The following is a 15,966-nucleotide window of genomic DNA, read 5'->3' on the forward strand; positions in this document are numbered from 1 at the left end:
ACATGAAAAAACTTATCATTTTAGGACTAGGACTACTACTACTCCACTCCTGTAAAAAAGAAAAGAAAGAAGAAATAGCGAAAGCTATTGCAATTGAAGAGTACTCAATTGAACAATTTATGGATAATGAAAATGCATTTGCTAATGGATTTTCTAACGATAAGTCCAAAGTATTAATGACCAGTAACCGCTCTGGTATCTATAATATGTACACTACATCGGTTACAGGTGGAGAATTGATTCCGGTTACAAAATCTGATAGTTCTTCTGTTTTTGGAATTTCATATTTCCCTGAGGATGATAGAATCCTATTTAGAATGGACGGTAATGGAGATGAGATATTTAAGATCTTTCTTAAGGACAGTGCCGGAATTACACGATTAACTCCAGAGAAAAATGTAAGAGCCTTGTTCAGAGGTTGGTCTAAAGATGGCAAAAGTTTCTTTTACGGAAGTAATGAGCGTGATTCTAAGTATATGGATCATTACGAAATGAATATTGCTGACTTTACTTCTAAAATGATCTATCAGAATAATGATGGAATGGATTTTGGCGGTATGTCCGAAGACAGGAAATATATTGCGCTGACCAAAGCAATTACTACTAATGATATCGATCTGTATATAATGAATACAGAAACTAAAGAAAAAGCTAAAATCAATGAGAATACAAGTAGTAATAGACCTCAGGATTTTTCTCTGGATAATGCATCATTATATTATACAACCGATGACAGTGCAGAATTTAGTTATTTAATGAAATACAATCTTGCAGATGGTACAAAAGAAAAAGTAGCAGAAAAAAACTGGGACATCAATTCATTTTATTTTACCCAAAATGGAAAATATCAAGTAATGTTCACTAATGAGGATGCTAAAACTATGATGGATGTAAAAGAGGTAGCTACTGGAAAAGCGATAGAATTCCCTTCGTTCGAAAACAAAGAAATTTCTAGTGCGAGTTTTTCCAGAGATGAGTCTATGGCATTCTTAAATGTTTCGGGATCAAGTACTCCAAGAAATGTATATTCATATGATTTGGCATCAAAAGAATATCATCAACTTACGGATGTACTTAATAAAGATATCAATGCTGAGGATTTAGTAGCGTCAGAAGTGGTTCGTTTTAAATCCTTTGATGGATTAGAAGTTCCTGCTATTTATTATAAACCAAAACAAGCAACTGCAGACAACAAAGTTCCGGCATTGGTTTGGGTACATGGAGGTCCCGGAGGACAATCCAGACAAGGTTTTAGTTCCCAAATTCAGTATTATGTGAATCATGGGTATGCGATCTTAGCTGTTAACAATAGAGGTAGTAGCGGTTACGGAAAAACATTTTATAAAATGGACGATCAAAATCACGGAGATAAAGATCTAAAAGATTGTGTAGCAGGAAAAGATTGGCTGGCACAACAAGATATTATCGATGCTAATAAAATCGGAATTATTGGTGGTTCTTATGGTGGATACATGACTATGGCAGCCCTTACATACACACCAGAGGAATTTAAAGTAGGAGTTAATATCTTCGGAGTAACGAACTGGTTACGAACGTTAAAAAGTATTCCGCCATGGTGGGAGTCTTTTAAAGAAGCTTTATATACGGAAATGGGGGATCCTAATACCGCAGATTCCATAAGATTACGTCAAATCTCTCCGCTATTTCATACAGAAAAAGTAACAAAACCATTAATTGTACTTCAGGGAGCCAAAGATCCAAGAGTATTAAAGGTAGAATCCGATGAAATTGTAGAAGGAGTTAAGAAAAATGGGGTTCCTGTAGAATATGTGTTATTCGAAGATGAAGGACATGGTTTTGTAAAAAAGGAAAATCAAATTGAAGCATACGGAAGAATTCTTAAATTCTTAGATAAATACCTAAAAGAGTCTGGATCCGAAGTCATTAATGATGGGAAATCTGAAGTAAAAACAGTAGAATCAGATTCTTAAAAACATCTAATTACCGAATATATTTATGAGAAAAATCATAATAGTTGTAACAATACTAATAACCGTTTTAAATACTAACGCCCAAGAAACAGGAGAAGATGACTTGGGCGCTTGGTATATGTATTTTGGCACTAATCGAATAACCGACAAACTCAGTATTCATTCTGAAGCGCAGTTTCGATTCTATGAGGTAGCAAGTACATTTAATCAATTATTACTACGTACTGGTTTAAATTATCACCTTACCGATAATGCCATTGCCACGATTGGATATGGATATATTAATACCGACGGAACTTTTGCCGATATCCCAGATGAAGAAAATAGCAAAGAGCATAGAATATTTCAGCAATTTATATTAAAAAATGAGGTTGGGAAGGTAAAGTTCGAGCATCGATATCGATTAGAACAACGTTTTATCAGCACGCAGTTTGATGATTTTACAGAGCATCGTGCACGATATCGACTGCAACTCACCTATCCTTTTAATGATAAATGGTTTCTGAATGTCTATGACGAAGTGTTTATCAATCTACAAGAACCAATTTTTGGTCAGAATCGATTGTATGGAGCTGTAGGATATAATGTAAAATCTAATTTCAGTATTCAATTAGGGTATCTAAAAAATCATTTTACTGGAGCAAATTTTGATCGACTACAGTTAGGTGTTATCTATAATACCGACTTTAGAAAGAAAGGATAATTGTATCGTTATATTTCGACTACGTTCAATGTATTGGAAAGTACCAGAAATATACCGATAATAATTTCCATATTTTATATGATTGCCTGAAGTTCTAAATCTGTCTGTTTTTTTTTGAGGAAAGTTTTTAGAGAGAAGAATAAATGCTATAACGCACATCAGTACTATAATAATACCATACATTTCGTTCGTATTACATTTCAGAATCTAAATCATTTTTAGAAAAAACAATGAGACAAATAGCTATAATTGGTACCGGACCTCGTGGGCTCTCTGCATTAGAAAGTTTCTTTGTTATTCTTTCCAAAGGTAACCCACAAAAAGACATTAAGGTTACCCTTTTTGAGCCTTCAGATGTACCAGGAACAGGAACTGCCTGGAATACTAGACAGGCTGATACGAATTGGCTGAATATTACCGAAAGAGCGTTAAAAAATCTAGAAGGACGACCTGCCATACATTTAAATGAATTCGGTATACCTGCTTTTCCTTCTTATACAGATTGGCTTCCAATAGAAGAACAGAATCTTCCCGAGGATGCCTATGATCAATTTCCACCAAGAAGAAAATTAGGAAATTATTTGAACCAGCGATTCGAGTCTATTTTTACTGTGCTTGAAAAAGAGAAGCTTGCCGTTTTAAAAAACACTACAATAGAGGCTATTGATTATAAGGAAAACGTGTTTTTTATTAAGGACATAACAAATACCCAATATCAATTTGAAGAAATTGTTTTAACCATCGGACATCAACCAACGATTTTATCAGATCAGTTGCAACAATGGAAAAAACACGCTATGGATAATAACCTCAACGTTTTTATAGATCCATATCCTGTAAAAAACATTCTCGATACTCCCATCGATACCGATGCTTGTATTGGTATAAGAGGATTCGGCCTTGCGATGATCGATGTTATGAGAGCACTTACCATAGGTTGTGGAGGATCTTTTACCATAACAAATAAAAGTACTTTTGAATCCGTCTACCATCATGGCAAAAAGACAACGCAATGTATAGTCCCTTTTTCTTTGGATGGCAATCCTATGATTCCTAAGCCTATCAATGCTGCGATAGATGCCTGGTTTACACCGACTGATTCAGAAATTGAAACTTTTAAACATACCATTAGCGCCATTGCTCAAGGATCTAAAAAAGTATCAAATATTTGGTTTTTAAAAAATGTCATTGCAGATATTGCATCACGTATATACCAAGATTTAGGAGAAAAAAGTATTACTCATAATAAGAATGCATCCCAATTGCATGTAATTATAACAAATTGGCTTACAGATGAATCACATCAAGATCCACTAATACAGCCTATTGATAACCCGGCGAGTGTTAATATCGAAGCATTTATTAATATGGCTCTTGGCAAATCACCAATTTCGTTAGATTATTGTATCGGTCAGGTTTGGCGTCATTGTCAGCCCACACTATACAAAGAATTTTCACACCCTACATTACCCGATGAAATCATTGCAGAAGTTATTTCGTTAGATGAACGAAGTAAGCGTTACTCATACGGCCCACCGGTAGAAAGTATGCAACAAATGATGGCTTTGGTAAGGGCAGATGTGCTTATTCTTGATTTCGCAAATAATCCAGACATTGAGTTTCTCTCAGAAGGTTGGCAACTTCGATACGGAGAGAATGAACGTATAATAAACGTGATGATCAATAGTGTATTAGATGCTCCTCAATTGTTAGAGGTACAATCACCTATCATTAAGAGTTTGCTATCTAATGACATTATTTCTCCGATTCATTCTGAGTTGGGTATTCATACACAGACAAATGGTTGTGTGGTGCTACCTGATAGCATTAATAGTATTTCGCTTTCTGTTTTAGGCCGCCTTGCTAAAGGAAGTGTTATTGGCGTGGATGCCATTTTAGAATGTTTCGGATCCAGAATTAAAGACTGGGCGGAATCAGCTGTACGAAGAATTTAGAAATATATAAAGTATAAAAATATATGAACTCACTTACAAAAAAAGACAAGCCTGCCCTACTACTCATCGATGTGCAAAAAGGCATCAATAGTCCCGGATATTATGGTACCGAGCGCAATAATCCAGAAGCAGAAAAAAACATAGAGGCCTTACTAAACACCTGGAGAACAGAAGACCTACCCATCTATCACGTAAAGCATTGCTCTACCAACCCAGAGTCTCCTTTAGCTAAAGGAAAACCCGGTAACGATTTTCAGGATTTTATTGTACCGGAACCTAACGAACCCGTGATCGAAAAAGATGTAAACAGTGCTTTTATCGGTACAGACCTGAGAACACAATTAAAAGATACGGGTATCAAAAACGTAGTCATTGTAGGACTTACCACAGAACATTGTGTCTCTACCAGTACTAGAATGGCTTCTAACTATGGATTTAATGTGTTTTTGATTGAAGATGGAGTCGCGGCTTTTGATAAAGTCGGTGCCAATGGTCAGCGGTATGATGCCCAAATGGTACACGATATCGAAATTGCTAATCTCAAAGATGAATTTGCTACCATTATAAACACTAAAGAGATACTAGACATATTCTCTAAATAACGACCAAAAAGTTTCTCTCTTGAGACCGGTGCTATTCTTAATCCAAGTAAGGATAGTGTTCTAAATATTTTTGTTGTTCTAAAATAACAGTAAGAGTATCTTCTACCTGTTGTAGAGGTAATACAGATTCAACAAAATTTAATCCGTCTCGATAGCTCTACTTAGCTTGTTTTTGAGATGGACAAATATCAAGTACATGTTCATACCTGACCAACCTAGTATTTTTGTTTATTCTTTGCTCTTCAGTTTAGGTACACTTAGACTAAGCTCAGTGTATTCGAAGAGAAAAAAAAATCTATCTCACCTCCTACTTCACCAAATCCCTTGAACATTGACAGAAAATCTGTAAACAAAAAAGAATACTCCCAATAAGCTTACAGTACCTGGTAATCGCATATAAACTTTAAGTATTATTTTGTATTCTAATCTTTAGTTTAGCCTAAGCAAAGTCGAAGGATCAGAATAATAAGCTTTTAGCTTTTTGTCATTCCAACGTAGGCTGGAATCCATTTTTAGTAATAATCTAACTGCAATTTTAATCAAAATTACTTTTAGAAAATTTCACCTTCTTGAATTCGCTTGCCTTGCTAATAGGAAACCGTATTTTTAACTTACAGAATAATTGTTTAGCTTAGAGGCATTACTCCCAATTCTCACTTTTTTTTAAAATAATATACGAGCAAACTGTTGTAGTTTTCCTATAAGGAACGATAGCATCTAGTAAAAAATACTACGTATGTTTTATTAAAAATATGGTATTATAGATAAGCATACCCATATTAAATTTATGTAAGGCACTAATAATAAACTTCTAATTGAAAAATATGAAAACTAAACTTTTCTTTACGCTGATCCTAGTTTCTTTTTTATCCAGCGCTCGTGCTCAAGTAGAAAAAGCAGCAACCCAAATTGCCTGGGACACATGGGGTGTGCCACATATTACGGCAAACACTGTTGAAGAATTGTTCTTTGCACAGGGCTGGGCTCAAATGCATAATCACGCAAATCTCATTTTAAAACTTTATGGAGGCTCTAGAGGAAAAGGAGCAGAATACTGGGGTCAAAAAGAATTCAATAATGATATGCTCGTTCATACCTTAGGTTTTGATGAACTAGCCGATGAATGGGGGAAAAGTCAAGACCCTGAAGTCAAAATTATGTATACATCTTTTATAAAGGGAATGAATGCATATGCAAAAGCATATCCAGAAGCCATTGATAAAGAAAATAAAGTGGTCCTACCATTAACAGAAAAAGATGTGAATATGCATAGTATGTATGTTATTTTTACACGCTTTATTGCCGGAAATGATTTAGGTCGTGTTCAGCAATGGCCAAACCTAGGTTCTAATGCCTATGCCGTAGGTCCCAGTCGTTCTGCTTCAGGGAATGCTATGTTAGTTCAGAATCCGCATTTACCCTGGTGGAAAGAATTTTTATTTTTCGAGTCTCATCTTAATTTAAAAGGTAAAAACATGTACGGCTCCACGCTGGTCGGTTTACCCGGAATTGCAATTGGTTTTAATGAGAATCTTGGCTGGAGCCATACCAATAACCCCATTGATAATGCCGATACCTATGAATTAGAACTCACAAAAGGAGGTTATCTATTGGATGGTAAGCAGAAAGCGTTTGAAACTTCATCAAAAACGATTAAGATAAAACAAGAGGACGGTACAATGGTTGATCAGGAAATTCCGATGCTAAGAACGGTTCACGGTCCGGTAGTCAATAAAACTGAAAATAAAGTATTGGCCTTACGCATGGTTGGTTTAGACAAACCTAATATGCTATTGCAATGGTGGAAAATGATCAATAGTGACAACTTTAATGAATTTGAGTCCGCGTTACAAATGGCACAAATTCCTTTTTGGAATGTGATGTACGCCGATAAAACAGGAAATATTTTCTATCTATTCAATGGTTTGGTACCTAAACGAACGGAAGATGCTTGGTCGTATTGGGATCGCATCATTCCTGGTGGTAAATCTGCGGATGTATGGACAGAAGTTCATAAGTATGCTGATTTACCCATGGTTAAAAACCCGACAAACGGTTGGTTACAAAATGCCAACGACCCACCGTGGACCAGTACCATACCGATGTCGTTAAATCCTGGTGATTTTCCTGGATATATGGCTCCAAAAAGTATGAGCTTTAGACCACAGCGATCGGCAAGAATGTTGATCGAAGATGAATCCATCACTTTTGATGAATTAGTGGATTACAAATTATCTACTCGCTTAGAATTTGCAGACAGGATTTTAGATGACTTGTTTACCGCGATAGATGCTTCTGATTCCGAATTAGCCAAAAAAGCTAAAGTCGTTTTAGAGAACTGGGACAGAACCGCAGATGCAGATAGCAAGGGCATGTTGTTGTTTTATAGTTGGGCACGAAAATTTAATGTCTGGAACAATGCTAACTACAAAGAAAAATGGACGCTAGACAAACCCAACACCACACCAGATGGCATTGCAAATCCTAAACGTGCGATTCAATTATTAGAAAAAACCGTACAGGAATTAGAAGCAAAGTTTGGAAGCTTAGACATTGCCTGGGGAACCTATTATAGAATCAACTACAATGGTAAAAATTTACCGGCAAACGGTTCTGATGGATCTATGGGTGTATTTCGTGTTGCCTGGCCAGGTGGTGCTACTGATGACAATATGTTCGTAGGTGGCGGAGATTCCTGGGTCGGTGTCATTGAATTTGGTGATGCTGTAAAAGCAAAAGTCTTATTGTCGTATGGTAACGCCACTCAAAAAGATTCACCGCATAACGGAGATCAGTTAGAACTATTCTCTAAAAAAGAACTACGTGATGCCTGGTTTACAAAAGCTGAAGTAGAATCAAATACGAAGCGAATTGAGATGATGACTGACAATGGATTTCAAGAAAAAAAATAGTAAAAGATAAAGAGTAGTTATACACAATTTCTTGTTATACAACATAAAAAAAGAAAATGAAGATATTCAACTTTCTAAAAAGAAAAAGAGAATTAGAATCCAAGTCTGAAAAAGATAGTGCTGAAATACTTTATAATTTTCTTAATCAGAAATTACAAACCTCTTTAAACTATGAGGATTTATTTAATTTATATTACTCATTGTTTTGCACATTGGATATTTTACCCGAAAATCTTCGATCTTTGAAACTTACAAAAGAAGTTTTAGCTATAACATTTGTAAAGTTGGTATTTAAAAAAAATATTACTGAATTTTCGAATGAAAACAATTCTCAATTGACCACATTTAGAGACATTACGGATAAAAATCATTGGATAGAAAGAATTCGAATACGTATGATCGCCGATAAGTGGCCAAATAAAGAAAAGGCGCAAATATTACTTGGAAAAAATTGACAAAAAAGATAAATATTGTAGGATAATATATGGAAAAAAGTCTAATCCCATTTTTAATTTTGATTTGTTCTTTCGCTGTAAATGCACAAGAAAATAAACTGTTGGCTGAATTGAATAGAATTGACGATATAGACAATCAGGTTTTTCACATAATCAAAAACCCTGTTTCGAATATAAAGGACAACGATTTGACACTGGGTTTAAAAAAGAAGCTTAAATCAGAATTAAACACCATTTATTCGTGCATGGATTCATATGCTAACAGCAAAGAATTAAAACTAGATGAAAATGAAATATCTGAACTGAAAACACGTGTCAAAAACATATCATCCGAGTTCTATAAATCAAAAAAATACACTTTGGTAAAAACATCCGGCGGAATTGCTCCTATTTATGGAGTTGGAATGGATACAATTTTGAATAAAAAAGTTGCAATTGTTTATTTGGGTGGAGATTGTAGTATGACAGAAGTGGACATGAAATGGGATGAAATTACTGAAATCTTTAATAAAAAAATGAAATCCTTATTAAGTAAATAATGCGTTGTACAAAGTGATATATGTCTTAACAGCTAAGAGCTTAATCGACTGGCTATTGTATTTTTGGTAATGATCAGTCTTTGTTTGATTTGTATATTAGACCTTGTTATGATTATAAAATGAAAAAAGTCTTACTATACTTAGGAATTATCATCGTATTATTTTGTGTGGGCTTTATGTTGTACAGTTATTTTATAAAAATTTCCTTTTTGTTTTTAAACAAGGGAGAAGTCAAGATTTTCAGTAACTCAATTGGTGGACGATTTTCATCTCGGCTGTTTTTCGCGATATCGATCGGTGTTATTCCTCTGTTTTACTTGTGGGTTCACTATTTCTCGAATCTAAAAGATCTTCGTCAGAAAATGATAACATACCTACTTATTATCGGAGGAGGTATTCTTAGTTGGCAATGTCGAATAGTTCTACTTAATTATCGATTACGAAAAATCTCTGAAATAAGCGCACAAGCTGGAATTGACAACTCCATAAGTTTAGAACATTTAGATTTTGACTCTTATCTATTTATCGGGTACGCTATTGGAACTATTCTAAGCATTCTTGTTTTTAGAAATAGAAATTTTACTAGTGATCATAATATAAACGCTACTACTTATAGGAATTCACAATCATCATAAGAAACATGATATGGACCCCATATACACAGGAATGACGAAATCATAAAACTTGAGAAACATAATACACTTTGGCTACACTCAGTGTACGTCTTATGTATATTTCATTGCTGCTGATTTTCTTATCGGAAAATTAGCGTCGCTAAACAATGGTTCGGTTCTTTTTACTAACTTGTCTTTTTAGCAACGAAACATATCTGAGACGTCCACGGTAATTAAACCAAATGAGGAAACTAAAAAACTGTATTTTAGGTCAAGTGTCATCTATTGATAAAAACTCAATGGATAATATTCTTTCGGTTTTTAAACCATTAGAAATATCTAAAGGTGAATTTTTCTTGAAATCGGGTAAAACCTGCAGACAAATGGCTTTTATAGAATCAGGCTATATGAGAATGTATGATATAGTAGACGGAAAAGAAATAACATTGTGGATTGGTTCAGAAAATAGATTTATAACCTCCCTTTCTAGCTTCATTTTTGAAACAAAAAACAATTGGAATATACAAGCAATTACAGATTGTAAACTATATATTATTAATAGAGAAAATCACTTTAATTTAAATAAAACAGAACCTAAATGGTTAGAATTTGATAATCTTCTACTAGCGAATTCTTTTGCTTTGTTGGAAAAGAATATGTTCTCTCAATTACATACTACAGCAAAACAACGTTTTGATAATTTATTAAATGAAGAGCCTGAACTTTTTAAAAATGTTCCGCTACAATATATAGCTTCCATGATAGGAATCACTCCAGAATCATTAAGCAGATTAAGAAAAATAAATTAACTATCATTTGTCAAGAGAGATTAAATTTTGTTTATAGAAATTTGCTAAAACAAAACTTTCATCAAATGAACGAATTACAAAAAGCCCTAAAGATTAATGCTTTATTCTCAAGTATTTCAGGTATAATAATGATTTTATTTAGTAATCAAATTGCTAAGCTATTTGGAACTGACAATAGTTCTATCTTTTGGATAGTTGGATTAATTTTAATCTATTTCACAATCACTATTTGGTATGAAATCAGCAAACAAAGAAAAACAGCTGTTTTATGGATTATAATTCAAGACTTTTTATGGGCAATAGGAAGTATTATTTTAATCTTATTTAATCCGTTTGGTATTACGTCATTAGGAAATATAATAATCGGAATTATTGCATCTATTGTATTATTAATGGGAGTGAATCAAATTAGAGCTTTCAATAAAAAAACTACCGCCGATAATGAATAAAAAAAGATAAAAGCAAAATATTTATATTTGACTTATTGCCAACCTGAAACGTATTCTTTATTTTCTCCCTATGTTTCTTGTACGAGACGTTGTAAGTCATTTGAGAGCAACCTTAATGTAAATTGAGCACCATAGAATTATAACTATCTTGAACTGATTTAATGATATAGGACTTATCTGAATTCAAGCCTGCAATGTCATCTATTTTATTAAACTCTCGCATATTGTCATTGCCCCACAAACTGAACTCAATGATCATTGGAGTTAAACGGATTCCTTTTTGTGTTAATAAATAAATATTCTCTTTTTTATTTTTAGAAATTTTTGTTTTGGATATTAACTTATAAGATTCCAATAATTTTAATCGTGCAGATAAAATACTTGGTGCAATCTTTTCTTCCGAATTGGATATTTCTTTAAAGGTTTTCTTATGCTTTACGAGCATATCTCTAATGATTAACAAAGACCATTTATCACCTATAACATCTAATGTAGATGAAATTGGACAGCCTGAGCGAAATTCTTTTTTCATTTTCTAAGAATTATTACTATCAATTCGATAGTAATTTTTATTTTTGCTATCAATTCGACAGCAAAAATAAAAAAAATAAACAGAAATTATGTTGGCAGGACATTTTACAACAGCATTAATAGCAAAACAAAAATTTCCGAAAGGAGCCTTACTTTATTTTTTAATAATATCACAATTACAGGATTTATTGTGGTTTACCTTTCATTATTTAGGTATTGAACCTACTGATCCAAGTGATGCTTTTGATGCAACTTTAAGTAATATGGCAGTGGATATGCTATATAGTCATGATTTGTTGCCTCTATTATTTTGGTTAGCTATTGTATTCATAATTGGAAAATTGTTATTCGAAAGTACACAAATAGGATTAGTAAGTATGGCTTTAGTCTCTGTCCACTTTGTATTAGATTTCTTTTCTGGTCATATACATCATCTGTTTGGAGCAGATACAATGGAAGCTGGTCTTGGTTTGTATGCTTCTAGCCCATATTTAGCAATTTTTATAGAAGCTATATTTAGTGTTGGAGTACTTTGGTATTTCTTTAGAGAAGAAGCAAAAAAAGGAATTATACGAACCACTAAAAATAGAGTTGCCATTATTTCTGTTTTCGCTTATGGAATTATTTTTATGTTACTCATCGCAACACGTTCTTTTAGAGGCCTATTTAGCATTCCAGAATTTGATTTAGGTTTTAACACGAATATGCCAACCCTGATTTTTACTTATGGAGCAATGCTTTATTGCTTGAATTATTTTGCGCCCAAATTTAAGACGATAGAGTAATTAAGGAAGTGTAAGTAAAAACGATATACAACAATGTGAAAGTAATAGTGGTTTGGGTGAATATGCAAACCATTATTGTACTTAATTAAATATATCGTTATCTGAAGGTAGTTGTATTTTTTACCCCGCAACTAAATATACAAAAGCACGTTATGAGGAATTACCTAGCTTACTTTTTCACTGGATTCAGGGTAGAATAAATCTTAAAATGTTTCAATATTTGTAATTGAAACTAATTTTAATACTATTCATAAGATGAAGTACAAGCTACTTATTCTTTTTTTCATTTTTCTATTTTTTTCTTCTTGTCTTGCTATTATTTTCGACTATGTTAATGTTACTTGTGGAAAATATCATTTAACTAATGAATTATTTTGGTTTCAAGGAGATATTCTTACGGAATATATTTTCGTCAATAAATCTTCGAATAAGGAAAGAAAATTTTATCTCATAAATAGATCCATTTCGCATATAGAAGATTATATGTATCTTAGAAATGATAATGAAGAAGGTGGCTGTGGTTGTCATGATATATCTTCGCAAATGTTGGTTGGGGAGAATGATACTATACGAATAATGAATACATCTAGTACGCATTCATATAACGGGGAAAGTTTTACCCTAAAACTTGGTAAGACTAAAGATATTATTACCTCAGAGACCTCTGTGGTAAATATGAGTTCGATTATTGTTAAAGGAGTTGAGGTTAAAACTAAAATATTTGTAAGTGAGCTTGGAGGGATTAAAACTGTGCTTACTATTGGACAGGGAATTGGACCTATCAAAATCGAATTCTACAATGGGGAAATTTGGGAAAGAAAAGAGATTAAAACAGACAAAATAGCACCAGTTAAAAATTATAACTATGCTAGTATTGATTGCTCTGATATCCTTGAAAACCCCACAGGCGCGGATTTGTAATCCGTGACCATTACTCTATAAACTTCAATTTTCGTAAAAAAACCAGCTAGTCTTTGACTAGTGATGTTAATGAGTACAAAACAATCCAAACTTCTAAAAAGCTTCTTCCAAAGTCAGACAGGTATTTAATCAGTATTCTCTATGCTATTTCTTTTTATTAATGTCTATTATCGCAACGCAAACGTATAAAATTTCTTTCTTTCTCAATAAAGTATATTTTACTACAACCAAACGAATGATATAACAATCCAAAAAATACTGGGGGTTTATCCTTGAATAGTTTGCCCGTCATTTGTTCTGTCATAAAACTCTTGCTCTCTCCCTTGTTGATAGCCATATGAGTATAAGAACGACCTTCTCCTTCGTTATGAAACAAATCCGTAAGTAGCGTTTTAGAACTTTTATCAAAAACAATCAAACGTTTAAGGCTATTCCGCTCTTTTGTACCAATATCTAACATAAAGTAATCAAGGCTATCCGTAGAGAAATTATAAACTTCTCTTATCAAACTCCTATCGATATTTGTAACATCTGTATGATTAAAGTATGAACCAAAAAATGAGTAATCTATCTTATTCCAAATTATTGGTTGTAGATGTCCCACTTGAAATGGGTTTTCCTCACCTATATAAACGAATACAGGCTCGTTACTATTACTATCTTTTTTCGGTGTATTATTCAGATCAAATCCAATGATATAATCCTCTTGCCTAAATGGGCCTTGAGATTCATAAGGACTAAGAATTCCAACCACAGGTTGCTCATTCACATTATAGACAAAAATCGTATCACTTGATGTATTATAAACGAATATTTTATGTTTTTCAGAAATATTCATTCTTTGTAGAAACCGTTCTCTATAAACTGGGCTCAATTCATGGTAATTGTCGTTTTTAATTTTGATATCTCTCAAATAACGATTAGCTACAACTGAAGAATCTTTGTGTTCGGACCAACGATAGCTATCCGTTAACGGTACCAAATTGATCAAGTCGTTTTTTTTATTTTGATAAGAAAAAGATACATATATTGGTAAGAAATCTGCTTTTCTATTTTTGTATTGAGCATACATTTCTTTTCTTAACTCTAATAATTGATTGGATACATTCTTATCTATGGAGTCCTTTGATCGTCTTTGTTTTGTTTCTTTTTTTATCTCAAGAGCATCATCTTCTGTCTGATATTTGCTTTTTAAATCCTTAGAAGAATAATATAAAATAGTCTTTTGTTTGACTTGGTTATTTATTTTGTATTCTATTTTTAGAATTCTTTGTCTCACATACGCTTCAATATTTAAATCATAATGTGTTTTAAAATCAGATTCCGTTTTCTTTAAGAAATCCGATGCTTGTTCTATATATTCTGGACAACACTTCTCGTATTTCTTTTTTTCTTGTAGTAATTTAGAAAAGAAAACTTTTTGATTTTCTAGGGATTCTTGTTTGACTCTTAACCAATTTTGCTCTAATAGTTGTTTATCTATATTTTCAACTGATTTTATCAAATAACTATTTTCAATATCTTTTTCTAGGTATTTTTGATGTATAGCTATTCCTAAATCATATCCTGGATTATCATCAATAGTATTCTGATAATAACCTATCTCCAATATCTCCTCTATTTTATCGATGGTAATACCTTTATTAGGCTTTAGCAAAGTTCCATCTAGCGTTCTGTATAACTCTTTATATATGTATACGGTATCTTTATCCTTATCGACAATATCAAAATCTTCTGTATCAGAATCAACTAATACTGTAAATTCACTCAGTTTAATTCCTTTATCATAATCTAAAACCGTTTTACGGTCTTGACAACCTAGTAGTATAGATAAAAGTAAAGAAATACTTAAAATAAATAATGAGTGATAATTTTTTCGCATCATTCTAAAACCTCTATATCTGATCGTTTAATATATCCACCAGAAACTATGTTACCGTCATAATATACTTTTACCCAATCATTACTGATCTCTTCTAGGTATGCAATGTCTCCTTTTACTAAAAAAGCTTTTCTTTTTGATGCCGATGACATTTCGGTATGGAAAAAGGTTTTACTCACTTTTACCCTTACTTTACTTGATTTGTTTTCTACATCATACATTTTGATGTAATCTAAATTCTCTTTTTTTGATGTCGTTTTTAACAGACTGAAAATTTCCATTGGCAATGATGATACTGACCTAAAACTAACATATTTGTCTTTTTCATCATAATCAAAACCATCATCCAATATTTCTGTTATCTCATAATATCTATTAAAGCCAGAACTTATTTCAATATCATTTTTATCGTATTTTTCTTGTCCTTTCTTAAATCTTACTAACGTGGATCCAGATTTTTGTAAACTACTTACTAATTCTTCCTCATTTGTAGAAAAATTAAAGTTAAGTATGTCTAAAAAACCTAAATATTGTTCATCTATTCTTACATTGCTTTCATCATCATCTATCAATGTAATATCAAGGATTTCATTACCATTTACTATTTTGTAATATGTATTCTTATTATGATCTTTAAATGCTGATTCATGTTCTAAATACTGGGAAAAACTTACCCAAATTCCTTGAAAGTCATTTATCGAATGTTTTGATTCTTTTTGATCTAATTGGCTTATAGTCTCACTTGAAACTTCTTTTGCAGTATCTTTAGCTTCTATATTTTTGTTACCATTATGCTTACACGAGAGTAAACACAAAACCAACAAAAGAATAAAAAACTGAAAATAGCTCATACTTGA

At 32.7% G+C, this 15,966-nt stretch carries 15 protein-coding genes; 12 read left to right on the forward strand and 3 right to left on the reverse strand.

Translation table 11 applies throughout. From position 1 onward, the window contains the following. Window positions 1-2 precede the first annotated feature (2 nt). The 10 genes from Q0921_RS11005 (at window position 3) to Q0921_RS11050 (ending at window position 10,990) form a co-directional block, all read left to right on the forward strand. The gene (locus Q0921_RS11005) at window positions 3-1,952 is read left to right on the forward strand and encodes a S9 family peptidase (RefSeq protein ID WP_299256718.1); all 1,950 of its coding nucleotides are present in this window, start codon (window positions 3-5) and stop codon (window positions 1,950-1,952) included. A 25-nt stretch (window positions 1,953-1,977) separates the two neighbouring features. Then, the gene (locus tag Q0921_RS11010) at window positions 1,978-2,655 is read left to right on the forward strand and encodes a DUF2490 domain-containing protein (protein WP_299256720.1); all 678 of its coding nucleotides are present in this window, start codon (window positions 1,978-1,980) and stop codon (window positions 2,653-2,655) included. Between the two features lie 230 nt (window positions 2,656-2,885). Next, window positions 2,886-4,610, forward strand: a complete 1,725-nt coding sequence (locus Q0921_RS11015) for an FAD/NAD(P)-binding protein (RefSeq protein ID WP_299256722.1) — start codon at window positions 2,886-2,888, stop codon at window positions 4,608-4,610. A 23-nt stretch (window positions 4,611-4,633) separates the two neighbouring features. Next, on the forward strand, window positions 4,634-5,212 hold the full coding sequence (locus Q0921_RS11020; RefSeq protein ID WP_299256724.1) for a cysteine hydrolase family protein: 579 nt from the start codon (window positions 4,634-4,636) through the stop codon (window positions 5,210-5,212). A gap of 824 nt (window positions 5,213-6,036) precedes the next feature. After that, entirely contained in the window at window positions 6,037-8,124 is a 2,088-nt protein-coding gene (locus Q0921_RS11025; protein WP_299256726.1) for an acylase, read from the forward strand. A gap of 56 nt (window positions 8,125-8,180) precedes the next feature. Further along, window positions 8,181-8,579: a hypothetical protein gene (locus Q0921_RS11030; RefSeq protein ID WP_299256728.1), complete on the forward strand. Its 399-nt coding sequence runs from the start codon at window positions 8,181-8,183 to the stop codon at window positions 8,577-8,579. 29 nt (window positions 8,580-8,608) lie between these two features. After that, a complete protein-coding gene (locus Q0921_RS11035) occupies window positions 8,609-9,118 on the forward strand; it encodes a hypothetical protein (RefSeq protein WP_299256730.1) in 510 nt (169 codons plus the stop codon). A 362-nt stretch (window positions 9,119-9,480) separates the two neighbouring features. Next, window positions 9,481-9,753, forward strand: a complete 273-nt coding sequence (locus Q0921_RS11040; protein WP_299256732.1) for a hypothetical protein — start codon at window positions 9,481-9,483, stop codon at window positions 9,751-9,753. 221 nt (window positions 9,754-9,974) lie between these two features. Next, on the forward strand, window positions 9,975-10,541 hold the full coding sequence (locus Q0921_RS11045; protein ID WP_299256734.1) for a Crp/Fnr family transcriptional regulator: 567 nt from the start codon (window positions 9,975-9,977) through the stop codon (window positions 10,539-10,541). Between the two features lie 65 nt (window positions 10,542-10,606). Next, window positions 10,607-10,990 carry a hypothetical protein gene (locus tag Q0921_RS11050; RefSeq protein WP_299256736.1) on the forward strand — a complete coding sequence of 128 codons (384 nt, stop codon included), beginning with the start codon at window positions 10,607-10,609 and terminating at the stop codon, window positions 10,988-10,990. A 112-nt stretch (window positions 10,991-11,102) separates the two neighbouring features. Here the strand turns inward: Q0921_RS11050 and Q0921_RS11055 are convergent, their stop codons facing one another. Then, window positions 11,103-11,522 (reverse strand): helix-turn-helix domain-containing protein, encoded by a 420-nt coding sequence (locus Q0921_RS11055; RefSeq protein ID WP_299256738.1) that lies wholly within the window; start codon window positions 11,520-11,522, stop codon window positions 11,103-11,105. 88 nt (window positions 11,523-11,610) lie between these two features. Here Q0921_RS11055 and Q0921_RS11060 point away from each other — a divergent pair, with 88 nt between their 5' ends. Beyond that, on the forward strand, window positions 11,611-12,306 hold the full coding sequence (locus Q0921_RS11060) for a hypothetical protein (RefSeq protein WP_299256740.1): 696 nt from the start codon (window positions 11,611-11,613) through the stop codon (window positions 12,304-12,306). Between the two features lie 255 nt (window positions 12,307-12,561). Then, window positions 12,562-13,227: a hypothetical protein gene (locus Q0921_RS11065; RefSeq protein ID WP_299256742.1), complete on the forward strand. Its 666-nt coding sequence runs from the start codon at window positions 12,562-12,564 to the stop codon at window positions 13,225-13,227. A 157-nt stretch (window positions 13,228-13,384) separates the two neighbouring features. On the opposite strand, the gene Q0921_RS11070 is transcribed toward Q0921_RS11065, so the two are convergent. Further along, window positions 13,385-15,112: a hypothetical protein gene (locus Q0921_RS11070; RefSeq protein WP_299256744.1), complete on the reverse strand. Its 1,728-nt coding sequence runs from the start codon at window positions 15,110-15,112 to the stop codon at window positions 13,385-13,387. Further along, window positions 15,109-15,960, reverse strand: coding sequence for a hypothetical protein (locus Q0921_RS11075; RefSeq protein WP_299256746.1), 852 nt, complete (start codon window positions 15,958-15,960; stop codon window positions 15,109-15,111). The genes Q0921_RS11070 and Q0921_RS11075 overlap by 4 nt, the downstream gene beginning before the upstream one ends. Window positions 15,961-15,966 lie beyond the last annotated feature (6 nt).

Origin of the sequence: uncultured Aquimarina sp. (assembly GCF_947496855.1) — a bacterium.
Classification (GTDB): Bacteria; Bacteroidota; Bacteroidia; order Flavobacteriales; family Flavobacteriaceae; genus Aquimarina.